The following is a 24,975-nucleotide window of genomic DNA, read 5'->3' as shown; positions in this document are numbered from 1 at the left end:
AAGGTAGATAGGTTAGAGGTGGAAGTGTGGTAACACATGGAGCTGACTAATACTAATAGGTCGAGGGCTTGACCTAAGATACTTGACGAGTTGCGGGCGTAAGCGAAGCAAGAGTCTAGTATTTAGGTCGTTCGATTGAACAAAGTGAAATCGAACTTCCTTTAATAGGATAAGTTCAGGATAGAAATATCAGTTTGGATGAAATTCATACAGTGTGTAGTTTTTAGGGTATATGATCAAAGAAAGAGAAGATATCCGAAGGAAGTTATTCCTCGATAGCTCAATGGTAGAGCACACGGCTGTTAACCGTGGGGTTGTAGGTTCGAGCCCTACTCGGGGAGCTTATTTTCAAAGAGCTAGAAAAGTAAAAAGTAGTTATAATTCATTGACTTTTATAAGTTTAATATGATATAATTATGACCTCGGCTCCATGGTCAAGCGGTTAAGACACCGCCCTTTCACGGCGGTAACAGGGGTTCAAATCCCCTTGGAGTCATCTATTATACATGTAATAGGATTATCTTATTTAAGTGTTACGCCGACGTGGCTCAATTGGCAGAGCAGCTGACTTGTAATCAGCAGGTTATCGGTTCAAGTCCGATCGTCGGCTTTTTGGACCTTTAGCTCAGTTGGTTAGAGCAACCGGCTCATAACCGGTCGGTCCGGGGTTCAAGTCCCTGAAGGTCCACTTAAATTAAAATATGGCCTAGTGGCTCAGTTGGTTAGAGCGCCGCCCTGTCACGGCGGAGGTCGAGGGTTCGAGTCCCTTCTGGGTCGTTTCTCTTTCATAGTAGAGAATATGACAATTAATATTATATCTTAAAGTGTGAACACTTTATCCCATGGGATCTTAGCTCAGCTGGGAGAGCATCTGCCTTACAAGCAGAGGGTCACAGGTTCGAGCCCTGTAGGTCCCATTTTATGCCGGCGTGGCGGAACTGGCAGACGCACAGGACTTAAAATCCTGCGGGCCTAATCGCCCGTACCGGTTCGATTCCGGTCGCCGGCATACTTTTAAAAGCTAAATTAAGCGATAATGTAGCACTAAGGTGCTATTTTTATTACTTATTAGTGTAATAGAGAAATATGTATGTGCGTTTAGCTCAGCTGGATAGAGCGTTTGGCTACGGACCAAAAGGTCGGGGGTTCGAATCCTCTAACGCACATTATTTAAGCCTAGATAAGTTATCTAGGCTTTTTTTGTTGTTAAGAAATAATTATGATATAAGCATTTATCCCCCACTGGATAGGTGTAGAAAACATTTAAATTCCATTCAAACCACATCTGAATTAAGTTTCATTTTATAAAATCTTAATTTTTCTTATATTTACCTTAGATAAAGTTTATGTTAGAATGAATACAATTTAATTGTAGCGAGTATTTTATGAAAATGATGAAACAATAATGACGATGAGATAGGAGTAAAGGTCTATTATTGTAATACCGAGGAAGACATTTAGCGGTTTATTAATAATAAGGAGATAAATAATGACAAAAATAGAATTTCTTGACACACTTGGTAAATCCCTTAATCATGAATTACCAAGTGATAAAGTGAATGAAAATATAAATTACTATGATGATTATATTAATCAGTCTATGGCAAAAGGAAAGAGTTTAGATGATATATTTAATGAATTGGGTGAACCAAGACTAATTGCGAAAACTATCATCGACACATATAAATTATCGAAAGGATACCAGTATAAGCAAGAAACTAACTCAATGGATTATGAAGATGATTCACGTTATGAGAATACTTACAGTAATACGAATAGCAATGATAACAAATATAAAGGGAATGACTGGAATATTAAGTTCGGATTTGGTGCTCCGATACCATGGTATCAGAAATTGCTTGGAATACTTTTATTGATACTTGTAATATTTGTGGTTATTACTCTTGGTAGCATTGCAATAAATTTATTCTTCTCTATTGGAATACCCATATTATTTGTATATGTATTATATAGGATAATTATTAATATGTTTCATCGAAGATATTAACATTACATTGAAAAGGCCGATAAATAATATATAGTAAGTTTATATTATAATTTAATAAAGAGAAGCTATTCGTTCCATGAGGAAGAAAGTAGGTGTTTAAATGGATATTGGTAAATTATCTCCAGCTCTTAGCCAAGGCCAATTAATTACAGAAGTTAATATTGGCATGCTTAGAAAGAATCTTGACACGGTTGAAACATTGGGTGATGCTATGATTCAAATGATGGAACAATCAGTAAATCCAAATTTAGGACAAAATGTAGATATTAGATTATAAAAAAAGCTGCCAGTTATGGCAGCTTTTTTTATAAAACGAAAACACCACTAGGGGGAGCCAAGTGGTGTTTTCAATGAGGGGAGTATAAATAATTAATAAGGGGTTATATAGTGTGTGAATGAGTTCATTGAAGGGTGAACTCTTACACAATTTGATTATAATACACCCACGTTGAAAAAGCAATATATAAATCATAAAAATAAATGTTTCTAATCATGGAGAATTTAGGCAATTAGTTCAATTATTATTAATAATTAATAACATTATATGTATATTTAGGAGGAAAGAGTTAATAATAAGCATGTAAATTAAATCTTATAGGAGGAAATATCATGGCTAATAACAACCAAAAAAACAAATCTAATGGTACAAATGTAAGTGATTCAACATCAAGAAATCAAAGTAACAACAAGAGCGGATCAAATTCTACTAATACTAGAAATACTACAAGTACTAACAATAATTCAAGAAATTCTAGTAATTTTAGAAACGTTGGCAATGAGGACAATGATTTCTAAAAATCTAGCGTAATAGCAATCTGCCCGAAGGAGTACATTCAGCGATAAGCAAATCACTGGATGTACTTTTTTCTATCACCAAGCTTTCTTAGATGAATATAATAAATAATAAGGATAAAAGATATGGAATGATTCTATGAAATAGTAGGTGATATTATGGATTTTAATACAGTTCCTGCAAAACAATTAGGTGATTATATTGGAAAATATAGCACTATTATTATAGATTTAAGAGACGAAGATGAATATGATTCAGGTCATGTACCTACAGCAGTTAATATACCATATGATAATTTAGACCAATATAAGCATAAACTTAGTAATTTTAATGAAATAATATTATATTGCGATCGAGGAAGCTCAAGCTTATTAGCATCAAGAAAGCTAAGTAAACTGGGTTACAATGTAGTGAATATTTATGGCGGTTTTCATGCATATAGAGGAGATATAAGCAAGGAAAAGAATGCACCGATAAATCTTGATTGACGCATGATGAAAAGTGTTTTAATATTAAAGAGAATAGCATGTATAAAAATGTCATATTTTAATATATGCAACGAGATAAAGGAGATAAAATGAGCCGATACGAATTTATTGCCCCTTGTCATTTTGGATTAGAGGCAGTTTTAAAAAGAGAAATTCAAGATTTAGGATATGAAATTGTTGAAGTTGAAGACGGTAGAGTTACGTTTGCTGGAGATGAAGATGCATTTGCAAGAGGGAATATATTTCTTAGAACTACCGAAAGACTTTTATTAAAGATTGCCAGGTTTAAAGCAGAAACCTTTGAAGAATTGTTTGAGAAAACAAAAGCCATACCATGGGAGAATTACATTCCAAAAGATGGGAAGTTCTGGGTTGCTAAGGCGACTTCAATTAAAAGTAAATTATTTAGTCCGTCTGATATCCAATCTATTATGAAAAAAGCTATTGTTGAAAGATTAAAAGGAGTTTACAAAATTAACTGGTTTGAAGAAAGTGGGAATAGTTATCCCATTCGTATTACATTTATGAAAGATGAGATTACAATAGGAATAGATACTTCTGGAGAGTCTTTGCATAGAAGGGGCTATCGAAAATTAGCAAGTAAAGCTCCTATTACAGAGACTCTCGCTGCTGCGCTTATTATGCTGACCCCATGGAATAAAGATAGAATTTTAGTTGATCCCTTCTGCGGCAGTGGGACTATTCCAATTGAGGCGGCTATGATAGGAGCAAATATTGCACCCGGAATGAACCGTTCATTTTCATCAGAAGAATGGACAAGTATCATACCTAAAAAAATCTGGTATAGTGCAATTGAAGAAGCAAATGACTTAATCCTTAATGATATAGAGATGGATATTCAAGGATATGATATGGATGGAGATATTATAAAGGCAGCCAGAGAAAATGCAAAATTAGCGGGAGTCGATCATCTGATTCATTTTCAGCAAAGGGCAGTAAGTAATTTAAGCCATAATAAAAAATATGGATTTATTATAACAAATCCACCTTATGGAGAAAGATTAGAAGAGAAAGAAGCTCTTCCAGAGTTATATAAAGAAATAGGCAGAACTTTTAATGCACTGGATTCCTGGTCATATTATATTATTACAAGTTATGAAGAGGCTCAAAAATATATTGGCAGAGAAGCAAATAAGAATCGAAAAATATATAATGGTATGCTAAAAACATATTATCTGCAATATTTAGGACCAAAACCCCCAAAAAAACCTCAAAAATTTAATAAATAAATTAAAAATTATGTCTGAAATAATCAGACAATGAAGAAATATAACGAAAAAGTAAAAAAATATTGTATAAAATCGCAAAATATAGTATAATTGCTACAATTATGGGGGGAGGCAATTAGATGGAAGATAACATACTAAAGAAAATGGCAATAAGAAGTACTGCATTTATGGTTACTGTTCTAATGATATCTACCGCTTGTAAAAATTATAGTGATATAGCTATTTTTGCAAATGAAAATAAAAAAACAACAACTGTCGAAACTTCTCCATTAGATGTAGAGAATATAGATATTGAAGTAAATGATATAGAAGTCCTTTCCAGTATGGATGGGAAAGTATATAACGCAGCTCCAGATGAAATTTTAAGCGATAAATATATTTTAGTGAAAAAACCAGAAGATAGTGGTCCGACCATCAGCCTTGAAGATCTATATATGGAACGTTCCATTAAGCTTACTATTACTGGATTAAAAACTGAAAATTTAAACTATGATAATGTCATTAGGATGAATAATTCTGATTCGTTTACTGGAAAGCCTGATAATGTACTAGAAGATGATATAGAAATTACGAAAGATTTTGCCAAGAAGATTGGTATTACTTATGACCACAATATTGAAAGAGATGAATTTACAGCAACCATTAAAATGGAATTAGATACAGTCTATGTGTATTCCTTATATCAAGATAGTCAATATTATTACATAAATTTGCAAAGACCAAAGGATGTATATGATAAACTAATTGTCATTGATGCCGGTCATGGGGGATATGATGTAGGGACTTTTCCTAAAGATATGTCCTATCTTGAAAAAGATATGAATTTAAGTATGGTTTTATATTTAAAACAATTACTTGACTCAGAAGATATAAAAGTGTATTATACTAGATTAACAGATGTAAAGCCTTATTTAAGACCAAGGGTGAGTCTTGCAAATGATCTAGATGCCGATTTATTTATTAGTATCCATTGTAATGGAAGTAATTTAATCCAACCCCATGGCACTGAAATATTATATAATGAGCAATGGAATAGAGATGGCTTTAGCTCAAAGCAGTTAGCAGAGGTATGTCTGGAAGAACTTACAAAAACTATTGGACTGCGTAATCGTGGTATTGTAGAAGGCAGTGAAAAATATATTGTAGGTCATTCTAAAGTTCCTGTAGCCCTTATTGAGGTAGCTTATATGACCAATCCGGAGGATCTTGAATTTTTAAAAAATTCTGATAATCGAAAGTTGGTTGCGAAAGGAATATATAATGGAATTATGAGATACTATGAAGAATATGATAAATAATAGTTTAAGGTGACATAATGAAGAGAATAATTTTTGCAACAACGAATGAAGGAAAGATGAAAGAAGTCAAATCCATCCTGGAAGATTTAGAGTGTGAAGTAGTTTCATTAAAAGATATAAATTTAGATGTTGATATTGTGGAAGATGGTAAAACATTTGAAGAAAATGCAATAATTAAGGCAAAAACAATAATGGAATTAACTAATGAAATGGTTCTTGCAGATGATTCAGGGCTTGAAGTAGATTATTTAGATAAAGCTCCCGGTATTTATTCTGCAAGATTTCTAGGGGAAGATACTTCTTATCGTATTAAAAACCAATATATCATTGATAAATTAGAAAATGCCACAGGAAATGAAAGAAGTGCAAGATTTATATGCGCAATTGCTTTTGCATGTCCAGATGGGCAAATTAGCACCACCAGAGGTACAATAGAAGGACTTATAGGGTACGAAGAAAAGGGTGAGAACGGATTTGGTTATGATCCTATTTTTTATGTACCTGAATTTAATTGTACTACAGCAGAATTATCAACGAACCAAAAGAATGAAATTAGTCACAGAGCAAAAGCTTTAAAAGAAATGAAAGAAAGAGTTTTGACTAAATTAGCTAGGTAAGCCGGAGAATAATATGAAGATATTGATTGTAAGTGATTCCCATGGACGAACAACTCATCTGGAAGGGGTATTAGAAAAGATAGGACCGATTGACTTATTAATCCATCTGGGTGATATTGAAGGTAGTGAAGACTATATTGAAGCCATAGCGAACTGTGATGTGGCCATGGTCTCAGGAAATAATGATTATTTCACCTCCCTGGAAAGAGACAAGATAATTGTTGTTAATGGCTATAAGATATTTTTGACCCATGGACACAGATATCAGGTTAATTATGGGACAGAAACAATTAAAGAAAAAGGGAGGCAGATAGGTGCAGACATAGTTATGTTTGGGCATACCCACCGGCCTCTGATAGATACTTCTGGTGATATCATGGCAATTAATCCCGGCAGTATCTCTCAACCACGTCAAGAGGGCCATATACCAACCTATATTATTATGGAGATAGATAGACATGGAGAACTTCATTTTACATTGAATTACGTAAAATAAGAATTTTCATTTTTATAATAATCGGGTGATTTTAACATATACTAAAAGTAGAGAATTTGAGTTTTAAATTATCGGAGTTGTTGTTATAATTAAAAAAATAAATAATTTTTAAAAAATTCAAAAAAGCAGTTGACATTATATTAAACATATAATATAATAATTCTTGCGTCACGGACGAGACGAAACAATAAAAGAATAACGGGGTGTGGCTCAGCTTGGCTAGAGCGCTTGATTTGGGATCAAGAGGTCGCAGGTTCGAATCCTGTCACCCCGACTATGCGGGTGTAGTTCAATGGTAGAACACTAGCCTTCCAAGCTAGATACGTGGGTTCGATTCCCATCACCCGCTTGCATTTAACATTAGGTTAAATAGCAGCATGTGTGCTAGTAGCTCAGCTGGATAGAGCATCGCCCTTCTAAGGCGAGTGTCGGGGGTTCGAATCCCTTCTGGCACATCATTATCTAGATAATTCCACTAGAAATGAAGTATGGTGGGTATAGCGCAGTTGGTTAGCGCGCCAGATTGTGGCTCTGGAGGCCGAGGGTTCGAATCCCTCTATCCACCTTCAGTATTACACAATAGATACTTACCTCATTAGATATTATTGGGCTATCGCCAAGCGGTAAGGCACAGGACTTTGACTCCTGCATTCGCTGGTTCAAATCCAGCTAGCCCAGTCTAGGACAAGTTAATGCTTTTCCTAAAGATGGGATATTAGCTCAGTTGGTAGAGCACTAGACTTTTAATCTAGGTGTCCCGGGTTCGAACCCCGGATGTCTCATTTAAAATATATTTGGACTTTATTATTATGTATTGTTCGAGTGATTTTAAGAATTTAATATGCGGATGTGGCGGAACTGGCAGACGCGCTAGACTTAGGATCTAGTGGGAGACCGTGCAGGTTCAATTCCTGTCATCCGCAGTAAGAGGAAAGACCTTGAAAGCAATTGCTTTTAAGGTCTTTTTTATATTTTCATTATTCAATAAAATATAATTTTTTATTTATCCTTGACTCTGACATTATGGTATACTCTATACTATATTTGAGCTCAAAAAAACACATATATGTGAGGTATAGACCATGTTAAAGATTGGAGATTTTTCAAAACTATCAAGGATTAGTATACGTATGCTAAGGCATTATGATGAGATTGGATTACTTGTTCCAGAAGAAATAGATCACTTTACTAATTATCGATATTATAGTGAAAATCAATTGCCTCTGGCATCCCGGATAAAGGCACTAAAAGATATGGGATTTAGTCTGGCGTCAGTTTTTGAAATTCTGAAAAATTATGACAATCCTAAGGCTCTTGAACAATACCTAATGCTTAAACAAACGGAAATAAGAGAACAGGTAAAGGAATCGAATCAGCGATTATTACTCCTTGAAACCACAATCAATCGGTTAAGAAAGGAAGATAGCAGTATGAATTATGATGTTATATTAAAAGAATTACCAGAAAGATATGTTGCAAGTGTTCGTAAAACAATTGATTCTTATGATAAAGAGGGAATGCTCTGGAATATCTTAATGACAGAAACAGCACCCCTTCATATTCAGGCTGATAATCCATGTTATACTCTTGCAATTTTCCATGATGGGGAATACAAAGAAAGAGATGTGGATGTTGAAGTTCAAAAATCAGTAAAAGGAGATTATAAAAATACTGATAATGTAGTTTTTAAAACAGTTCCACCGATTCTTATGGCTTCAGCTACTTATAAGGGGAGTTATGACCAAGTGACGGAAGTGAATCAGGCTGTAGCAAATTGGATCTTAGATAATGGTTATGAATTTGATGGAGTTAATTTCTGTATCTATCATGTCAGCCCTCATGAAACGTCCAATCCTGAGGAATTGGTAACGGAAGTATGTTACCCGGTAAAAAAGAAGTAAATTCATAATAATTCATGTTATAAAAAATTCCAGGCTGTCGTATCTAAGCGACAGCCTCATTGTATAGTATCCTATTGAATTCCCGTTGCCCTACATACTTAAATTTGTTATACTTTATTTGAGATTAGCTTATACTATAAAGTATTGTATATACTGAAAGGAATAATATGAAAAAGAAAATAAAAAGAAGATGGATAGTTTTAAGTGGATTGATCATTATAGTTTTTTTAATATGGCTTAATAATACGAATCTATTTTCCAATAAAGAGAAAGATTATAAATTGTTAGCACACAGGGGCTTAGCACAAACCTTTGATATAAGTAATGTTAAATGGGATACCAATACAGCAAAAATAATCTATGAACCGGAGCATGAATATTTAGAGAACACTATTGCTTTTAGATAAAGTTCCAGAAGGTTTTTCAGGTTATGTGTGGACGAATCGAATTGACAGGATATCAGAGCAAAAAGAGTAAAGATTATTTTATTCCTTATCAAGCGGGGAGGTAATGTAATGTTTTTTATTATGGGTATATCATCTGGGCAAAAGAAATTAGGATTTGTTCAAACAATTCTTTGTAATAGGTGTGGCAGTTATGGCAGATATGAAGTGTATGTAACCTATACGTATTTAAGCTTATTCTTTATCCCTGTTCTTAAATGGAATAAAAAATATTATGTGAAAAGTACTTGCTGTAATTCTATCTATAATATTGAATTAGAACTAGGAAAACGGATTGCACGAGGAGAATGTACAAACATTAATGAATCTGATTTAAACCTTGTGCAAAAGGGAGTGGATAGATGCCCTCATTGTGGAGCACAAGTGGAAGAAAACTTTAAATACTGCCCTGCATGTGGACAATTTGTTAAGAGTAGGAATGAACTATAGATTAAATTAAGGAAATATATAGGTATCATAAGAATGATAAAAGAAAAAATCTGGATCAATGGAAAATGTATTACTTATATCTTGATGCGAAAAAAAGTTAAGAATATAAATTTACGCATCAAGCCAGATCTAACTATCGTTATCTCTGCAAGCCCAAGGATTAGTAAAAAACGAATTGAAGACTTTTTAATCAGTAAAGGGGATTGGATTGAAGAAAAGTTAGGGCATGTAGATTCGTTAGAAAGAATTCGATTTATGGAATTTAGCTGCATAGGTGGAGAAGAAATAAGATTATTTGGTCGTAATCTTAAACTTATCCTGTTGCCATCAAACAGCAATAAGGTGGAGATGGATCAAAATAATTTATACCTTTATTGTAAAGATATAAACAATCTGGATCAGGTAAAAAAGTACTGGAATCAATGGTATCAATTATTTATAAAAGAGTCCTTATATGATATTGTAAAAGAGGTACATTCAATTTTTTATCAGTATCATAACAATATGCCAAAGATAAAATTAAGATATATGAAAACAAGATGGGGAACATGTAATAAACGAACGGATACAATAACATTAAATAAGTTTTTAATAGAAGTTCCCATAGAATGTATAGAATATGTTATTATTCATGAATTTACCCATTTCATACATCCAAATCACAGCAAAGAATTTTATGAGACTTTAAAATCATTTTTACCAGATCATAAATCAAGAGAGAAAATGTTAGATAGATATATCATCATAAAGTGAATATAGTTTTAGCTTTATATAAAAATATATACTTTTCCCATAGTTTTATTCAGGTATTGAATCAGTAGACAGATTATTATTAATACTATTAAATAGTTGACAAGAGTTTAAGAATTTATAATAATAAATCTAGATTAACTTAATGACTTGCAAACGAATCAATTTAGAAGGAGTATCAACAATGAAAATAGCAATTGGAAATGATCATGTGGCAGTAGAAATGAAGAAAGAAATCATAGCTTTTCTGGAAGAAAAAGGACATGAAGTAATTAATTATGGAACAGATTCATCAGAAAATTCAGATTATCCTATATATGGCGAAAAAGTAGCGAATGCAGTGGTTAATAAAGAGGCAGAGTGTGGAATTTTGATCTGTGGTACAGGAGTGGGAATCTCAATTGCTGCAAACAAAGTAAAAGGAATTCGCGCGGTAGTATGTAGTGAGCCATATTCTGCAAAATTATCGAAACAACATAACGATACAAATATTTTAGCATTTGGAGCCAGGGTCATTGGTATTGAACTGGCAAAAATGATAGTAGAAGAATGGGTTGATGCAGAATTTTTAGGAGAGCGTCATCAAACACGCGTTGATATGTTAACTGATATTGAAAATAAACATTAATAAATTAAAATATTCATCAATAATTTTAAATAATATTAGGTTAAAAACTAATACATTGACAAGCAGGAACAGATAAAATATAATTTGAAACGATCAAAGGCGATTCATGTCAAGTGATGTAACAATCACAGCATGGATTGCCTTTTTATGTTGCAATTACAGGTTCTATTTAGATATTTATTAACTTGTAAGAGTCACAATAATGATATTGAAAAGAGAGGGAACAATAGATGAAAATTGATTCTGCGAATGTTGCATTTATTTTAATCTGCACTGCTTTAGTTTTTCTTATGACACCTGGTTTGGCATTCTTCTATTCTGGATTAGAAAGAAGGAAGAATACTCTTAATACCCTTATGTCCTGTTTATTTATATGTGGGCTTGGTTCTATTTTATGGATTGCATTTGGTTATTCCTTATCCTTTGGAGCAGACCATAATGGATTTATTGGAGGGTTGGAACATTTATTCTTTAATGGCGTAGGTTTAGAGCCAAATGAAGTTTATTCCGGTACCATTCCCGAATCCCTTTTTGCAACATTCCAGATGATGTTTGCGATCATAACGCCGGCGCTTATCTGTGGATCTATTGCAGGTAGAATGAAATTTAGTACATTATTTGTATTTATAGGAATATGGTCTGTCATTGTATATTACCCAATGGCTCATATGGTCTGGGGCGACGGAGGACTTTTAAAAGAGCTTGGAGCAGTTGATTTTGCCGGAGGAAATGTAGTACATATCAGTTCCGGCATTACAGGGTTAATTGCCAGTATTCTTCTTGGAAAACGCCACGGGTATGGAATCTTGCCATATAAGCCTCATAATATTCCTTTTGTAGTACTGGGAGCAGGATTACTATGGTTTGGGTGGTTTGGATTTAATGGGGGCAGTGCTTTGGCAGCTGACGGTTTAGCGGTACATGCTTTTTTGACCACTCATGTTTCAGCAGCGGCAGCATTATTATCATGGATGGTGATTGAGAAGATGTTTCATGGAAAACCGACAGTATTAGGAGCTGCAACCGGTGGAGTTGTGGGGCTTGTAGCAATCACACCCGGAGCTGGATTTGTACCTGTATGGTCAGCCTTAATTATAGGGGGATTAGTTAGTCCTATCTGCTATTTTACAATGTCTACTGTCAAATCGAAATTTGGATATGATGATGCATTAGATGCATTTGGATGCCATGGTATTGGTGGTATCTGGGGTGGTATTGCAACAGGAATATTTACTATGAAATCTATAAATCCAGCTGCAAAATGGGATGGCTTGCTATACGGCAGTACTGAATTGTTTAGCGCACAGATTATAAGTGTTATAATAACCGTTGCATATTCAGGAATAGCATCCTTTGCTATTTTAATCATCTTAAAAAAGGTGATGGCATTAAGAGTTACAAAAGAAGAAGAACTGTTGGGGCTTGATATAGCACAACACAGTGAATCTGCATATCCGGCATTTACGGGACTTGATTAATAATAATTTATTTTAAAAGGGGAATTCTTATGAAGAAAATCGAAGCAATTATCAGACCTGAAACATTAGAGCCTTTAAAGGAAGCTTTAATTAGAGCAAAAGTGAATGGTATTACAATAAACCAGGTGTTTGGATGCGGAAATCAACTAGGATGGACAGAATATGTCCGTGGTAATACCATAATTATGAATACTTTATCAAAAATAGAAGTGACATTAGTCGTACCAGACGACAAACTGGAGGAAATCATTGATGTAATTACATCAGTATCTGAAACCGGTGAAGTGGGAGATGGAAAAATATTCATCTCTGAAGTGATGGACTGCATTCGAATAAGAACAAAGGAACGGGGAGAAATTGCCCTTTAATCCTATATATTCCCATAAAAACAAGAAATATTTTAGATAATTATTATATTTCATATATTTTATTGACAGAATCGAATCGAGAAGATATAATCTCTATAGCAAATTTTTAAAATAAAACTACTGGAGGATTTCAAATGTCATCGAAACAACAAAATGTCGGTTATTTACCTGACGAGAAGCCACCAATTTCCCAACTGATTTTATTTGCATTGCAGCAGATAATCGTTATGTTTCCAGCAACAGTATTAGTAGCCTTATTAACTGGTTTCCATGTTGATACTACAATCTTTGCTAGTGGTCTTGCAACTATTGGTTTTATTCTCATTACAAGAAGAAAGATACCTTTATTCTATGGCTCAAGCTTTTCTTATATTGCTGCTATCGTATCCATTACAGGGGCAGAAGCTTTTGCCGGTCCGGTATCTGATGAAAAAATAGCTGCAGCACAATTCGGTATTGTATTATCTGGTTTAGTATCTATTGCAGCAGGTCTTGTGATTAAACAATTTGGGCATGATGTCATTGAAAAAGTACTACCGCCGACAGTAACCGGCAGTATTGCTATTGTTATTGGTTTATCTCTTTCTAAAACAGCTATGGAAAATCCTTCTTTATTACCTAATGGTGTACCGGCAGGTGATCCCCTTGCAAGTAATCTTGCCTGGATCATTGCAATTGTAACATTATTAGCAACTATTCTATTCTCAGCTTATCTTAAAGGAACCTGGAGTCAAGTACCTATCTTACTTGGACTATTAACTGGTTATCTTACAGCATTCGTGCTAGGATCAATCTATGATATTAATTTTGTTGATTTTAATAAACTTTCTAATGAATCAGGAGCAATATTTACAATTCCTCATTTCACATTCCCTAAAGCAAATCTGGCAGCAGTAGCAGCTATTATGCCGATTGCAATTGCTACCATCCCAGAATCAACAGCACACTTATACCAATTAGATATTTACGTGAACAATCTTGCAAAAAAGAAAAAATCAGAGAAACGTTATAATATCGCAGATAAATTAGGTTTAAATTTAATAGGGGATGGCCTTGGAGATATGATTTCCGGTGCGATTGGCGGACCGGCTGGTACAAACTATGGAGAAAACCTTAGTACAATGGCTATTACAAAGAATTTCTCAATTCCAATGTTAGTTGCTTCCGCAATCATTACTATGATAATTGCATGCTTTACGCCACTTACTGCCGCAGTATATTCCATTCCAAGCGCAGTGATTGGTGGAATTTCAATATACTTATTTGGTGTTATTGCAGCTCAGGGTATCACTATTATGATGGAAAGAAAGGTTGATATGTTTGATTCTAAGAATATGGCAGTTATCTCAACCATTCTTATCATTGGTCTGGGGGGAAGCTTTGGATTTGCTGGAAATGGTATGATACCAATCTTTGGTTTGGAACTTCCGGCAATTGCAACAGCAGCCATTGTTGGTATTATCTTAAGTTTACTGTTCTTAGCAGGTAAGAAGAACGAACAGGAAGATTAAATAAAATTAAATACCGGTTCAATAAAGACTATTAACATAACAAAGGTTGTCCTAAATTTAGGACAGCCTTTTTAAGCAATTTTCAGGAGGTTATATTATGAAATATGAGAACATGGTAGAAGGTACATTTATAGAGCGTCCCAATCGCTTTATTGCCCATGCCCTGATCAATGAGAATATGGAAGTGTGCCATGTTAAAAATACAGGAAGATGTAAGGAATTATTAATACCTGGAAGTAAAGTATATTTAGAAAAAAACAATAATAGCAATCGGAAAACAAAATATTCTCTTATTAGCGTGAACAAATCGGGGCGTCTTATCAATATGGATTCCAATGCTCCCAATAAAGCAGTTCATGAATGGTTAAAAGAGGGTAATCTATTCTCTGATATAACATTAATAAGACCGGAGACAAAATATAATAATTCCAGGTTTGATTTTTATGTGGAACATGGAAATAAGAAAACATTTATAGAAGTAAAAGGTGTAACTTTAGAAGAAGATGGTATCGTAAGATTTCCTGATGCACCTACGATCAGAGGAGTAAAACATATATATGAACTATGCGAAGCAAAGAAGGATGGGTATGAGGCTTATGTGATCTTTGTGATTCAGATGAAGGATGTGAAATATTTTATGCCCAATTACAGCACTCATAAAGAATTTGGAGATGCTCTCATAGAAGCACGTAAATCAGGAGTACAGATACTAGCTTTTGACTGTCAGGTGACAAAAGAGTCTATGAAATTATCAGATGAAGTAGAAGTCAAATTATAATTAAATATAGGACTAAATTAACAATTGTATATTTTTTGGAACTTATGTTATAATAAGGAAACAAAAAAAGTCGAATTATAAAAAATATATAAAAAAATTGTTATAAATTGTATCTAGAAAGGTTAGGTTAAGGTTATGGGATTTCGTGGCTATAAGTTTAGGTTTGAGCTTCATGCAAGTCATTCGGGTCTTCACAATTCATTAAAAGACCAACACTTTCATAACTTTACGATTATCCTGTATATAAGCAATTTAGAAACAATGTATGACGAATTGATATTATATGAAAATATTGAATCCCATATTACACAATGGATGGATCAATATCAGAATAGACATTTAGGTGATGTGGGACCATTTCAATATAATGATACAACAATAGAATCCATTGGAGAGATTTTTTTTACAAAAATTCAACGTGACTTAAAAAATTTAGAATTAGAATTATTAAGATTAGAGATATTTGAAAATCCCACACGCATCTATTCTGTATCCGAAAAGATTCTCGATAATAGTGTAAATGAATTAAGGCTGGAACCAGTAAGTTTTAATTTGGACCAGAAAATAGAAAAAGAATTTCCAGAGACAGATGTACAGGAAGAAGTTGCCGCTGCCATGGCAGAATCAGGTTATGGAGAAATAAGCATAGAGCCTTTGGAATCATTCGTTCCAAAAGAGAAGGACAAGACCGGCAAAAATATGGAAGCAGTAAATAATAAATATAAGGTAATGAAACTGTTAGCAGCTTTTACTTTATTGCTTTTCGGTGCTGGAGTAATTATGTATATTATAAAGATCAGTGGAAGTTATCCTAGAGGATCTGACACACTATGCCATATTTACCGGGCTGATTTTATTTATAACAGTTTCAAATCTGGTGTTGCATACCCTTTATATGACAGCAGATGGTACAATGGGGTTGAGATTATGAGATATTGGGGCCCGGTTCCATTATATGTACTGGCTTTTATGGAGTTTTTCACTAATGGAAATGTATTGGATGCTTATATTTTATTTATCGGCCTGCTTGTTGTCTTAGGTGGATGTGGATGGCTCTTATTTGGATGGAAAAATAATCGCATTGGAATTGCAGCCATCTTAAGCCTCCTTTGGTTTCTATATCCTGAAAATATCCGGGTCGTTATCACTGATGGAAACCTGCCAAGGGCGTTGATTAGCGCATTAGTACCCTTCCTGCTTTATTGTATCTGGGAATTTATAAATGAAGAGCGATGGCATTTTATAATCAGTATCATTTTTCTTTTTTCTTTTATTGGATTATGCCATGTGGGAATTGCAGCTATGCTGCTATTTTCATTGCTTATATTTATTCTTATTGATTCAGCTTACAGGAAGAACTTTAAGCTTCATAAATATATCTTAATTGGTTTGTTCCTATCTTTTATTAATGGTGGAATCTGGATCGTCCCTTCTTTACATGGAGGGGCAGTCTCTAAAGGAGAAAGCACAAATCAGGTAATGAAGTATTTCTTTAATAGTGTTTTTGACTCACTGAATCCTGCCTATAGAATGCAGGGTGATTTAGAGTGTTTTTATTATGGGATATCAATCTTTATCATTATTATTGCAGGGATTCTATTAGGAAATAAAAAAGTGAAACCGGGATTTTTAAGTGCTCTCTTAATATTTTTTGGTACTTCAAAATCAGCATATTTTATTTTTAGCAATCTGCCATTTAGCCAGTTCCTCTGGATGATACGCTTTATTCCATTTTCCCTGGCTTTTGCATTCATGTCTTTTCTTATGTGGAAGAATTTGAAAAAGAGTGTAATAGGGATCATGTGTATACTGCTTATCCTGGATACAATACCTGCATATCAATATATATTTGTAAAAGAGGAATACAGGATTCGTGATGTGGAAGCGTCCCAATATGAAAAGGCAGATACCCTGTCAATTAATGAGGCCAAGGAAATAACAAACCAGAGAATGGCTGTATTTGATTTAAGCAGATATGGATCTTTTGCACCCTATTATATCGCCAGAATGAATCCCAAAGTTCAATATACCTTTGGTGCCGGATGGGAAGGCGCAAAAACAGCAACGAACATAGTACAGATCAACAGTGCTTTTTCCGGAGGAAATTATTATTATCTATTCGACCGCTGTTTGGAACTTGGTAATGATACGGTTTTAATTCCAATTGAATTTCTGAATGAGAATGGAACAGGAGCGCGTATAGAGGAGATGATCCGGGCAGGAGAAAAATCCGGTTATCGTTTTGTGGGACAGAATAATAATTCTTTCCTATTTCATTTAGATAATGATTTTAAAAGTTTTGGAACCATAGTGGAATATGATTGTATTGCAATCGGAGATTCTGCAAGATCCATATCGTTACTGTTTCCTGTCTTTAAAGAGGGGAATTCATCCAACATTAATGATTATACTATAGAAGAATTGAGGAAATATAATAAAATTTATTTATCAGGATTTACATACGGGGATAAAGCTGAAACCGAACAAATGCTGTCTGAGTTGGCAAAGAGCGGAATTAAGATTTATATTGACATGAATAAAATACCAGTCAATATGAAAACCAATCGGCATGAGCTATTTGGTGTTTGCGCCCAGGCGATTTCATTTCAGGAAATCTACCCCAACATACATTATAAAAATCAGAAATATAAACCGAAAGAATTCTCTAATGAGCCTGAAGAAAAGGAAAATAGTCTCATCACATGGAATACAGTATATCTGGATGGTATTAAAAATATTGACGGATATTGTACATTAAATGACATGGATCTAACCTTTTCTGGAACCATGGATAATCCCAATATTCATTTCTTAGGGTTAAACCTCCAATATCATGCACAGATAAGCAGAGACATGGAAATTATGAAGCTATTAGAGGAGATACTTGAGGAAAGTAAGGAAGACCTTCCCCAAAGAGCGATTGTTCCACTGGATATAGAATTCAAAGGGGACCAGATTGTTATAGACAGTCAATATGATAATGTAAATACATCTTTATCATTTATTGATATTTTTCATACTGAGGATACAGTAATGGAAGAAAATAACTTGCTTGTAGTAAATAACGGAAGAACAACAATTAATTTAAAGTATCCCTATTGGCTGGAAGGCTTTGTGGTAAGCTCCATTGGTATCGTTTTCACAATTATTTTTATAATTTACATATATAAACGAATGAATAAAAGGAAATCAGTATCTATTAAGTAGACAATATTACTAAGGATGATCACTATGAAAAAATGGTTTATTTCTATTTGTATTATTTTTCTTTTTTTTACACTGAAAACAGAAGAGGTCCATGGGGAACAAGTTCTTATCATTGATGGTTCATTTGGTGACTGGGAAGGCATAGAACATGTGGATATTTCTAATTCAAGCAATGTATTTTCCCAGGCAGCAATGGTTTATGATGAACAATTTATCTACATTCATGTAAAAGAAGAAAAATCAGGTCAATGGGCTACCAATTACCCAACAATTAAGATGGTCTGTAATGGCACAAGTAAGGATATTGTTATAGTGCGAAACGACTATAGCGGCAATGACGGTATTTTTGATCTCTCCATTAAAAATAGCTGGTATGCCAACATCAGCAATACAGAGGCTAAGGTATTAAGAAAGCAGGGCTACAATGAATGGGAGATAAAAATGCCCATATATGATATTTTTATATCTAATTCCAACCAAACATCTAATAATGTAAAAACAATTGTGGTAGAGTCATTAAATGCCTCCTGGAGCCAGGGAGGAGCAGTCAGCCTTTCAGGAGCATATATAGGGGATGAGATTCCACCAATCCCTGACCCCGGGGAAGAGCCAGGCCTGTCCGGAATAATTATTGATGGATATTTTGATGATTGGGAGAACATGCCTATTACTGAAATTGGTTATGGCCCAAGTAATATGAACCAGGCTTCCCTGGTAAAAGATGATCATTATATTTATTTATATTATGAGATGAATGCCAATAATAACTGGATGCCTCTGGATGGAATCAATCTGTCAGTGAATGGAAATACGTGTCAGATATTTATAAGATATGCTAAGGCAGATGGGACGATAGACTGGAGCAGAGATGTTTATCACTTAAGTGAAGGAATTTATCCTGAGCTATCTTCTTTTACCTATAGTTATAATAACAGGTTAGGAGCCACAGCTATAAGTATTGGCCATAATAATCGTTTGGAATTAAGAGTTGACATAGCTACATTAGAAACTGCATTGGGATTAACGCAGGGTACAATTAACAGTGGCGCAACCATTTCTGTGACACTGCCCAGCCTGGGAAGTGGGAAGCTTGAAGCACAAGAGGTTTCTACGGGAACATTTGCGTGGATACTAATATCCATAGGAACTGCTTTTTCTTTATTCTGGTATCAAAGGAAGAGAAAGAGTCAAAGATGTAGGGAAAGTAGAGGGTGGAATTAGAAATGAACGTATTTATTATATTCTGCATTCTGCTCTGGTGCTATATCTTAACCGTATTTCACAGAGGAAAGCTTTATTATTTTAAGTTTATTTGGGGAAGTGTAGGTCTATTTATCACCCTTATGATTCTTGTTCAGCCTGTAGCTACAGAAGTTTTAACAGTGCTGGTATCTTCAGCGGCGGGAATTGTAGGAAAGTTTACCGGGCTTTATGAATCGTATCATGAATATGGAGTACTTTTTATTGTTAACAATAGTTCGTCCATATCTTTATATATTGATTATGAGTGTTCCGGAGTAATTGAGATGATGGCATTTGTTTCAATGCTGGCATTCTTCCAGGTATATGATATTAGTCAAAGAATCATAATCAGCATTATTGGATGTGTAACCATATTTTGCGCAAATGTAATGCGTATTTTTATAATCTGCCTGATTATCTACTATTTTGGAAACAATGCCTACTACTTTGCCCACACTATCGTAGGAAGAATATTCTTTTATGGAGCATCTGTTGCTATGTATTATTATGTATTTACCAAATCTCAGGTAATGAAACAAAAAGTAGGAGGTTTTCAATATGAACAACATTCTGAAAATACTCTCAAATAAAATTTGTTTTTGGGCTTCATGGGTAGTGATTCCTCTGATTATGGAAATTATCCCGGCCATATTAGGTTTCTTTATATTAATAAAAAAGAAGATTGAATTTAAATCAGATATGGAATTAAGTTATTTTCCACATATAACATTAATTATACCTGTATATAATTCCGCAGGCTCTTTAGAACAATGCCTGGATTCTGTACTTAATTCAAGCTATCCAACGGATAAGATATATATATTACTTGTTAATAATGGAAGTAAGGATGAAAGCTTTAAAATATTCCAGGATTACCAATATTCACATAGCTATATGAATATGAAATGGATGAATGCCCATCAGGGAAAATCCAAAGCGCTAAATATGGCTTTGTTTAATAGCAGCGGAAAATATATTATTCATATTGACAGTGATGGTATTTTACATCCGGATGCAATTTTGAATTTAGTACGCCGCTTTGAATCCCATGAAAATATTAATTGTATGACGGGGGTCATTTTAACAAATCCGGATTTAATTGATGAGACCAAAAAATTTTCTCAAAGGCTTTTGAAAGAAATAGAATTTTATGAATATGCCCAGGCTTTTTTAGCAGGGCGTAATTATGAAGCAGAAATAAATAGTATATTTACTTTATCAGGAGCATTTTCAGCATTTCGAAAATCTACAATTTTAAAGACCCAGTTATATAATACGGAAACAGTATGTGAAGATACCCATGTTACTTTCCAGGTCCGGCGATTATTAAATAAAAAGATTGATTTATGTGAAAATGCCATATTTTTTGTAGATCCAATTGAAAATGTGCAAACTTTATATGTACAGAGACAGCGGTGGCAAAGAGGAGAAATAGAAGTTGCCCATATGTTCCCAGAGACGGACGGTATTTTGGTGGGATTTTTCCGTAATTTTATGTTAAGGCTTTTGATTTTTGATCATACCTTTGCATTTCCCAGAATGATATGGTATTTTGCATTGATCTGTTTAACTTTTCTTGATTATCCATTTCAGTTCATAATGATATCCATTGGATTTATATATTTTTTATATACAGTATCAGCATTTTTATATTATTTAAATATATGCTCGTATCTCAACTGGGAAAAGAAATTAAGGAATTATTATGCTAAAAGGCTGCCAATTATATTTATGCTGCCTCTATTTAATTTTATGATGTATTGGTTCCGTTTTGCAGGTATTATAAATAGTATCAAAGGGCAAAGCAACTGGAAGACCAAAAGTTTAAAAGAGGAGAAAGAAATTATCAAATCCATTCTATCTTCAGATTTATTCCATGTAAAAAAATATATTACTAAGTTGAAACAGAATATCTATTATCATAAATAATACTTCTATCATAGAAATATGTCAGATCACGAAGCAGGAAGGTATTGTAAAAATGAATATAGTGGACAAGTTTAATAATAAAAAGTTAATGGCTGGTGTAGTTATTTTTTGCTCTATCATATTTTTTTTAATTTTACTGAATATTGAATATTGCATCAATCAGAGCATGAAAGTATACAGCAGTCTCCAGGAAGATAAATTAGTGCTGATGTTATCAGAGGCAGAAATCAGGACAGAATGGAATCACGATACTTACCAGAGCAATCTAAGTTCCATTATTAAATCAGATTTCGCAACTTCTGCCAGCGAATATTGCTTTGTAGCGGTTGAGGATGAACTGACATTTATAAAAGATAACGATACAACAGAGATAGCACTGGCCAAGAACAACCTTAAATTGAAAGACTTTATAAAGATAGAAAATGGCTCATATCCATTGGATGATTCATCGATTACGACGTTAAAAGCCAGATTAAGTGATAAAAGAAGCTATTTAGTATCAATAGGTACCTATACATATAAAAATGTAAATTATAGATTGGGAATCTGTTCTAGAGAAGGTTACGTTATAGAAAAGTATAAAATGGATATATATCGTTTGCATCTTTTTATTTATATACTACTTTTTTGTACGGCTTTCATTTCTTCGATATTTTACTTACTTCGCAAGCAAAAAAAAGACAAAGATACTATTTATAGATTGGAACAGGAAACGATACACAGTCGCCTGTTAATTGATAAGCTGCATGAAGATATAAATGAAGCAGCCAAGCTAAAGAATAGATATCCCATGCATGGGTATTTTACCAAACAAATAGTAGAGAATATTTTATTAAATCTATCAGAAGAGCAGATGAACAAATCTGTAAAGCTTATTATAAGAATCAATTCTTTAAGACCAGAGGTAGTTACCAACACATCAGTATTATTAGAACGGATACAGGTAGAGGAAGGGGTTAGCTGTCTATGGTCAAAGAATGAATTCATTGTACTGCTTCTCAATGCACATAGAAAAGAAGCAGAACGATTTATACAGGTTTTTAGGCAAAACTATGAATTGTTCTCAGAAGATGCAGTAGAAAATGATATTGAGTTTATTATTGAAGACTGGAGGATAAGAGATGAGATATAGTCAATATAGATTCAAGTTCTATCTGAATGCTAGTCATGCAATATTTATCCAGGGAATTTTAGGTGATAAGCATCCTCATACATGGGAGATCCAAATTGATGTGATCAAGCAGCAAGGAGAATTTGTGAAATTTGAGAATGTAGAGAATTCCATTGATAAATTTTTAGAGCAGTATCAAAATACATTTCTAAATGATTGTGAACCATTTAATTCTATCAATCCTACATTAGAAAATATTACTGAATTCTTTTTGAAAGAGATACAGGAGGTTCTTAAACCATATGGGTGGAATATATTTTCCATAGAAATTAGTGAAACACCAACCAGGTCATTTATTATCAGCCTGGTTGAAAACAATATTATTACAGATTTGCAGAGAAAAAATCTGGCTCAGGATATTATAGACAAATCCTTTGCAAACAAACAATAGGATAAAAATTATGAGAAGGATAGGATATCTAATATGATTTTTCAAGAACAAGTAGCAATTATTATTCCATCACTGAATCCGGATGAAAGGATGCTTCATTTAATTAAGAATTTGAAAGAATCAGGTTTTCAAAAGATTCTGGTCGTAAATGATGGCAGCAGGGGCGAGTATAATACATTATATCATCAGGCAGCAGAAGATTATGGATGTAAAGTCATAGAACATGCAGTGAACCTTGGTAAAGGACGTGCTTTAAAAAGTGCTTTTAATTACATATTAACACACTGGAATGATGTGGTGGGTGCAGTTACTGCAGATTCTGATGGTCAGCATCAGATAGATGATATTCTTAAGTGTGCACAGGATTTAGTGAAAAACCCGGATTGTTTAATTATGGGGTGCCGGGATTTTTCCCAGAATCATATACCATTTCGAAGTAAAGCAGGAAATATCATTACTTGTAAAGTATTAAGTATGTTATGTGGAATCAGCGTTGCAGATACACAAACAGGGCTAAGAGGACTTCCCAGGAATTTAATGGAAAGTGCACTTCCGGTAGAGGGTGAAAGATTTGAATATGAGATGAATATGCTGGTTTCTACAAAAGAGAAAAAGATTGATATAGTAGAAGTGCCAATTCAAACCATTTATCTAAATAATAATCAATCTTCACATTTTAGTCCATTGGTAGATTCTTTAAAAATATATGCTATATTTTCAAAATTCCTGATTATGGCATTATCATCTTTTGTTATAGACATTAGCCTTTTCACTATTTTTAATTTGCTATTAAAAGATATATCTTCAGATTATCATATTATCATTAGTACAGTAATCGCCCGTTTCATTTCTTCTATATATAATTTTATACAGAATAAAAACAAGGTGTTTCATAATAAGGAAGGAAACAAGAAAACTGCGATCCGTTATTATATTCTTTGTATAGTCCAGATGTATGCTTCAGCAACAGGAGTCAACAGCTTATATCACTTAATCGGAATGAATGAATCAGTAATTAAAATGTTTGTGGACTTATTCTTATTTATGCTGAGTTTTCAGATCCAGATGAGGTGGGTATTTAAGGATAAAAATTAATCTAAGAAGAAATATGCAATAAAATAATAATTTTTACCGTAGACTTACTTGCAAAAATTTGGATAAGAACTATAATTTTAGTTAGAATAAAGATATCTAATACATTATTTTTGGGAGGTTACTATGAATAAAAATTATATATTTCTGGCAAATGGATTCGAAGAAATAGAAGGCTTAATGGTGGTTGATCTACTCCGCAGGGCCAATATAGATATCACTATGGTTTCTATCAGTGATAAAAAAGAGGTCACAGGAGGGCATAGTATTCCTGTAATCGCAGATGCTAATTTTAAAGATATAGACTTTGATAATGCAGATATGTTGATCTTACCGGGGGGGATGCCTGGTACGACGAACCTTTTGAAACATGAAGAACTGATTCAATTATTGAAGAAGCATAATAAAGAGAATAAAATGATCGCAGCCATTTGTGCAGCTCCAAGTATACTTGGAGTGAATGGAATTTTAGAAGGGAAAAAGGCTACCTGTTTTCCAGGATTCGAAGAAAAATTAAATGGAGCAATCTATACCAATGAAAAAGTAGTAAAAGACAAAAATATTATTACAAGTAAAGGTCTTGGAACTGCACTTGAATTTGGAGCAGCTATAATAGAACACTATAAAGGGAAAGAAGCAGCAGAAAATCTTAAATCATCGGTTCAATATTAATTCTGATGATTAGA

At 33.7% G+C, this 24,975-nt stretch carries 25 protein-coding genes and 15 tRNA genes; all 40 read left to right on the top strand.

The window, feature by feature from the left end:
• Positions 1–269 precede the first annotated feature (269 nt).
• The 40 genes from EDD66_RS09050 (at position 270) to EDD66_RS08855 (ending at position 24,961) form a co-directional block, all read left to right on the top strand.
• Positions 270–341: transfer RNA gene (locus EDD66_RS09050), tRNA-Asn, on the top strand.
• Positions 342–424: 83 nt separating this feature from the next.
• A tRNA-Glu gene (locus EDD66_RS09045) sits at positions 425–496 on the top strand.
• A 41-nt stretch (positions 497–537) separates the two neighbouring features.
• A tRNA-Thr gene (locus EDD66_RS09040) sits at positions 538–610 on the top strand.
• 4 nt (positions 611–614) lie between these two features.
• A tRNA-Ile gene (locus EDD66_RS09035) sits at positions 615–688 on the top strand.
• A gap of 15 nt (positions 689–703) precedes the next feature.
• Positions 704–777: transfer RNA gene (locus EDD66_RS09030), tRNA-Asp, on the top strand.
• 67 nt (positions 778–844) lie between these two features.
• Positions 845–917, top strand: a tRNA-Val gene (locus EDD66_RS09025).
• A gap of 6 nt (positions 918–923) precedes the next feature.
• A tRNA-Leu gene (locus tag EDD66_RS09020) sits at positions 924–1,009 on the top strand.
• An 83-nt stretch (positions 1,010–1,092) separates the two neighbouring features.
• Positions 1,093–1,166 (top strand) — tRNA-Arg (locus EDD66_RS09015).
• A gap of 323 nt (positions 1,167–1,489) precedes the next feature.
• Positions 1,490–2,008: a DUF1700 domain-containing protein gene (locus tag EDD66_RS09010; RefSeq protein ID WP_123609241.1), complete on the top strand. Its 519-nt coding sequence runs from the start codon at positions 1,490–1,492 to the stop codon at positions 2,006–2,008.
• Positions 2,009–2,108: 100 nt separating this feature from the next.
• The gene (locus tag EDD66_RS09005) at positions 2,109–2,285 is read left to right on the top strand and encodes a YjfB family protein (RefSeq protein ID WP_123609240.1); all 177 of its coding nucleotides are present in this window, start codon (positions 2,109–2,111) and stop codon (positions 2,283–2,285) included.
• 332 nt (positions 2,286–2,617) lie between these two features.
• Positions 2,618–2,803 carry a hypothetical protein gene (locus tag EDD66_RS09000; RefSeq protein ID WP_123609239.1) on the top strand — a complete coding sequence of 62 codons (186 nt, stop codon included), beginning with the start codon at positions 2,618–2,620 and terminating at the stop codon, positions 2,801–2,803.
• A 156-nt stretch (positions 2,804–2,959) separates the two neighbouring features.
• Entirely contained in the window at positions 2,960–3,289 is a 330-nt protein-coding gene (locus EDD66_RS08995; RefSeq protein ID WP_123609238.1) for a rhodanese-like domain-containing protein, read from the top strand.
• A gap of 89 nt (positions 3,290–3,378) precedes the next feature.
• Positions 3,379–4,539 carry a THUMP domain-containing class I SAM-dependent RNA methyltransferase gene (locus EDD66_RS08990; protein WP_123609237.1) on the top strand — a complete coding sequence of 387 codons (1,161 nt, stop codon included), beginning with the start codon at positions 3,379–3,381 and terminating at the stop codon, positions 4,537–4,539.
• A 119-nt stretch (positions 4,540–4,658) separates the two neighbouring features.
• Positions 4,659–5,837 carry an N-acetylmuramoyl-L-alanine amidase family protein gene (locus EDD66_RS08985; protein ID WP_123609236.1) on the top strand — a complete coding sequence of 393 codons (1,179 nt, stop codon included), beginning with the start codon at positions 4,659–4,661 and terminating at the stop codon, positions 5,835–5,837.
• A 17-nt stretch (positions 5,838–5,854) separates the two neighbouring features.
• A complete protein-coding gene (locus EDD66_RS08980) occupies positions 5,855–6,454 on the top strand; it encodes an XTP/dITP diphosphatase (RefSeq protein ID WP_123609235.1) in 600 nt (199 codons plus the stop codon).
• A 13-nt stretch (positions 6,455–6,467) separates the two neighbouring features.
• Positions 6,468–6,950, top strand: a complete 483-nt coding sequence (locus EDD66_RS08975; protein WP_123609234.1) for a metallophosphoesterase family protein — start codon at positions 6,468–6,470, stop codon at positions 6,948–6,950.
• A gap of 199 nt (positions 6,951–7,149) precedes the next feature.
• Positions 7,150–7,224 (top strand) — tRNA-Pro (locus EDD66_RS08970).
• Positions 7,225–7,228: 4 nt separating this feature from the next.
• A tRNA-Gly gene (locus EDD66_RS08965) sits at positions 7,229–7,299 on the top strand.
• Between the two features lie 32 nt (positions 7,300–7,331).
• Positions 7,332–7,405: transfer RNA gene (locus tag EDD66_RS08960), tRNA-Arg, on the top strand.
• Between the two features lie 36 nt (positions 7,406–7,441).
• Positions 7,442–7,515, top strand: a tRNA-His gene (locus EDD66_RS08955).
• 41 nt (positions 7,516–7,556) lie between these two features.
• A tRNA-Gln gene (locus EDD66_RS08950) sits at positions 7,557–7,628 on the top strand.
• Between the two features lie 31 nt (positions 7,629–7,659).
• Positions 7,660–7,732: transfer RNA gene (locus EDD66_RS08945), tRNA-Lys, on the top strand.
• A gap of 61 nt (positions 7,733–7,793) precedes the next feature.
• Positions 7,794–7,873 (top strand) — tRNA-Leu (locus EDD66_RS08940).
• 159 nt (positions 7,874–8,032) lie between these two features.
• The gene (locus EDD66_RS08935; protein WP_123609233.1) at positions 8,033–8,851 is read left to right on the top strand and encodes a MerR family transcriptional regulator; all 819 of its coding nucleotides are present in this window, start codon (positions 8,033–8,035) and stop codon (positions 8,849–8,851) included.
• 167 nt (positions 8,852–9,018) lie between these two features.
• On the top strand, positions 9,019–9,258 hold the full coding sequence (locus EDD66_RS08930) for a PI-PLC domain-containing protein (RefSeq protein WP_207667768.1): 240 nt from the start codon (positions 9,019–9,021) through the stop codon (positions 9,256–9,258).
• A gap of 108 nt (positions 9,259–9,366) precedes the next feature.
• Positions 9,367–9,744 (top strand): zinc ribbon domain-containing protein, encoded by a 378-nt coding sequence (locus tag EDD66_RS08925; RefSeq protein WP_123609232.1) that lies wholly within the window; start codon positions 9,367–9,369, stop codon positions 9,742–9,744.
• Positions 9,745–9,777: 33 nt separating this feature from the next.
• Entirely contained in the window at positions 9,778–10,497 is a 720-nt protein-coding gene (locus EDD66_RS08920) for a M48 family metallopeptidase (RefSeq protein ID WP_123609231.1), read from the top strand.
• A 181-nt stretch (positions 10,498–10,678) separates the two neighbouring features.
• Positions 10,679–11,122, top strand: a complete 444-nt coding sequence (gene rpiB / locus EDD66_RS08915; protein ID WP_123609230.1) for a ribose 5-phosphate isomerase B — start codon at positions 10,679–10,681, stop codon at positions 11,120–11,122.
• 230 nt (positions 11,123–11,352) lie between these two features.
• Positions 11,353–12,600 (top strand): ammonium transporter, encoded by a 1,248-nt coding sequence (locus tag EDD66_RS08910; RefSeq protein ID WP_123609229.1) that lies wholly within the window; start codon positions 11,353–11,355, stop codon positions 12,598–12,600.
• 29 nt (positions 12,601–12,629) lie between these two features.
• Entirely contained in the window at positions 12,630–12,968 is a 339-nt protein-coding gene (locus EDD66_RS08905; protein WP_123609228.1) for a P-II family nitrogen regulator, read from the top strand.
• 134 nt (positions 12,969–13,102) lie between these two features.
• Complete coding sequence (locus tag EDD66_RS08900) at positions 13,103–14,479, top strand: uracil-xanthine permease family protein (protein ID WP_123609227.1); 1,377 nt, start codon at positions 13,103–13,105, stop codon at positions 14,477–14,479.
• A gap of 97 nt (positions 14,480–14,576) precedes the next feature.
• Positions 14,577–15,257, top strand: coding sequence for a DNA/RNA nuclease SfsA (gene sfsA / locus EDD66_RS08895; RefSeq protein WP_123609226.1), 681 nt, complete (start codon positions 14,577–14,579; stop codon positions 15,255–15,257).
• Positions 15,258–15,392: 135 nt separating this feature from the next.
• On the top strand, positions 15,393–18,464 hold the full coding sequence (locus EDD66_RS08890; RefSeq protein WP_123609225.1) for a 6-pyruvoyl-tetrahydropterin synthase-related protein: 3,072 nt from the start codon (positions 15,393–15,395) through the stop codon (positions 18,462–18,464).
• A gap of 24 nt (positions 18,465–18,488) precedes the next feature.
• Positions 18,489–19,685, top strand: coding sequence for a Firmicu-CTERM sorting domain-containing protein (locus EDD66_RS08885; protein ID WP_123609224.1), 1,197 nt, complete (start codon positions 18,489–18,491; stop codon positions 19,683–19,685).
• 2 nt (positions 19,686–19,687) lie between these two features.
• The gene (xrtG, locus tag EDD66_RS08880) at positions 19,688–20,296 is read left to right on the top strand and encodes an exosortase family protein XrtG (protein WP_123609223.1); all 609 of its coding nucleotides are present in this window, start codon (positions 19,688–19,690) and stop codon (positions 20,294–20,296) included.
• The gene (locus EDD66_RS08875) at positions 20,265–21,635 is read left to right on the top strand and encodes a TIGR03111 family XrtG-associated glycosyltransferase (protein ID WP_123609222.1); all 1,371 of its coding nucleotides are present in this window, start codon (positions 20,265–20,267) and stop codon (positions 21,633–21,635) included. The genes xrtG and EDD66_RS08875 overlap by 32 nt, the downstream gene beginning before the upstream one ends.
• Positions 21,636–21,687: 52 nt before the next feature.
• On the top strand, positions 21,688–22,767 hold the full coding sequence (locus tag EDD66_RS08870; protein WP_123609221.1) for a hypothetical protein: 1,080 nt from the start codon (positions 21,688–21,690) through the stop codon (positions 22,765–22,767).
• Positions 22,757–23,197, top strand: coding sequence for a 6-carboxytetrahydropterin synthase (locus tag EDD66_RS08865; RefSeq protein ID WP_123609220.1), 441 nt, complete (start codon positions 22,757–22,759; stop codon positions 23,195–23,197). Before EDD66_RS08870 ends, EDD66_RS08865 begins: the two co-directional genes overlap by 11 nt.
• A gap of 33 nt (positions 23,198–23,230) precedes the next feature.
• Positions 23,231–24,292 carry a bifunctional glycosyltransferase family 2/GtrA family protein gene (locus EDD66_RS08860; RefSeq protein WP_123609219.1) on the top strand — a complete coding sequence of 354 codons (1,062 nt, stop codon included), beginning with the start codon at positions 23,231–23,233 and terminating at the stop codon, positions 24,290–24,292.
• 123 nt (positions 24,293–24,415) lie between these two features.
• On the top strand, positions 24,416–24,961 hold the full coding sequence (locus tag EDD66_RS08855) for a DJ-1 family glyoxalase III (protein ID WP_123609218.1): 546 nt from the start codon (positions 24,416–24,418) through the stop codon (positions 24,959–24,961).
• Positions 24,962–24,975 lie beyond the last annotated feature (14 nt).

The organism is Mobilisporobacter senegalensis (assembly GCF_003752155.1).
Taxonomy (GTDB): Bacteria; Bacillota; Clostridia; order Lachnospirales; family Lachnospiraceae; genus Mobilisporobacter; species Mobilisporobacter senegalensis.
This window is presented reverse-complemented; position numbering and strand designations above follow the sequence as displayed.

Coding starts and splice junctions, on each gene's coding strand:
- EDD66_RS09010 (WP_123609241.1), top strand. CDS start 1,490: ATGACAAAAATAGAATTTCTTGACACACTTGGTAAATCCCTTAATCAT.
- EDD66_RS09005 (WP_123609240.1), top strand. CDS start 2,109: ATGGATATTGGTAAATTATCTCCAGCTCTTAGCCAAGGCCAATTAATT.
- EDD66_RS09000 (WP_123609239.1), top strand. CDS start 2,618: ATGGCTAATAACAACCAAAAAAACAAATCTAATGGTACAAATGTAAGT.
- EDD66_RS08995 (WP_123609238.1), top strand. CDS start 2,960: ATGGATTTTAATACAGTTCCTGCAAAACAATTAGGTGATTATATTGGA.
- EDD66_RS08990 (WP_123609237.1), top strand. CDS start 3,379: ATGAGCCGATACGAATTTATTGCCCCTTGTCATTTTGGATTAGAGGCA.
- EDD66_RS08985 (WP_123609236.1), top strand. CDS start 4,659: ATGGAAGATAACATACTAAAGAAAATGGCAATAAGAAGTACTGCATTT.
- EDD66_RS08980 (WP_123609235.1), top strand. CDS start 5,855: ATGAAGAGAATAATTTTTGCAACAACGAATGAAGGAAAGATGAAAGAA.
- EDD66_RS08975 (WP_123609234.1), top strand. CDS start 6,468: ATGAAGATATTGATTGTAAGTGATTCCCATGGACGAACAACTCATCTG.
- EDD66_RS08935 (WP_123609233.1), top strand. CDS start 8,033: ATGTTAAAGATTGGAGATTTTTCAAAACTATCAAGGATTAGTATACGT.
- EDD66_RS08930 (WP_207667768.1), top strand. CDS start 9,019: ATGAAAAAGAAAATAAAAAGAAGATGGATAGTTTTAAGTGGATTGATC.
- EDD66_RS08925 (WP_123609232.1), top strand. CDS start 9,367: ATGTTTTTTATTATGGGTATATCATCTGGGCAAAAGAAATTAGGATTT.
- EDD66_RS08920 (WP_123609231.1), top strand. CDS start 9,778: ATGATAAAAGAAAAAATCTGGATCAATGGAAAATGTATTACTTATATC.
- rpiB (WP_123609230.1), top strand. CDS start 10,679: ATGAAAATAGCAATTGGAAATGATCATGTGGCAGTAGAAATGAAGAAA.
- EDD66_RS08910 (WP_123609229.1), top strand. CDS start 11,353: ATGAAAATTGATTCTGCGAATGTTGCATTTATTTTAATCTGCACTGCT.
- EDD66_RS08905 (WP_123609228.1), top strand. CDS start 12,630: ATGAAGAAAATCGAAGCAATTATCAGACCTGAAACATTAGAGCCTTTA.
- EDD66_RS08900 (WP_123609227.1), top strand. CDS start 13,103: ATGTCATCGAAACAACAAAATGTCGGTTATTTACCTGACGAGAAGCCA.
- sfsA (WP_123609226.1), top strand. CDS start 14,577: ATGAAATATGAGAACATGGTAGAAGGTACATTTATAGAGCGTCCCAAT.
- EDD66_RS08890 (WP_123609225.1), top strand. CDS start 15,393: ATGGGATTTCGTGGCTATAAGTTTAGGTTTGAGCTTCATGCAAGTCAT.
- EDD66_RS08885 (WP_123609224.1), top strand. CDS start 18,489: ATGAAAAAATGGTTTATTTCTATTTGTATTATTTTTCTTTTTTTTACA.
- xrtG (WP_123609223.1), top strand. CDS start 19,688: ATGAACGTATTTATTATATTCTGCATTCTGCTCTGGTGCTATATCTTA.
- EDD66_RS08875 (WP_123609222.1), top strand. CDS start 20,265: ATGAACAACATTCTGAAAATACTCTCAAATAAAATTTGTTTTTGGGCT.
- EDD66_RS08870 (WP_123609221.1), top strand. CDS start 21,688: ATGAATATAGTGGACAAGTTTAATAATAAAAAGTTAATGGCTGGTGTA.
- EDD66_RS08865 (WP_123609220.1), top strand. CDS start 22,757: ATGAGATATAGTCAATATAGATTCAAGTTCTATCTGAATGCTAGTCAT.
- EDD66_RS08860 (WP_123609219.1), top strand. CDS start 23,231: ATGATTTTTCAAGAACAAGTAGCAATTATTATTCCATCACTGAATCCG.
- EDD66_RS08855 (WP_123609218.1), top strand. CDS start 24,416: ATGAATAAAAATTATATATTTCTGGCAAATGGATTCGAAGAAATAGAA.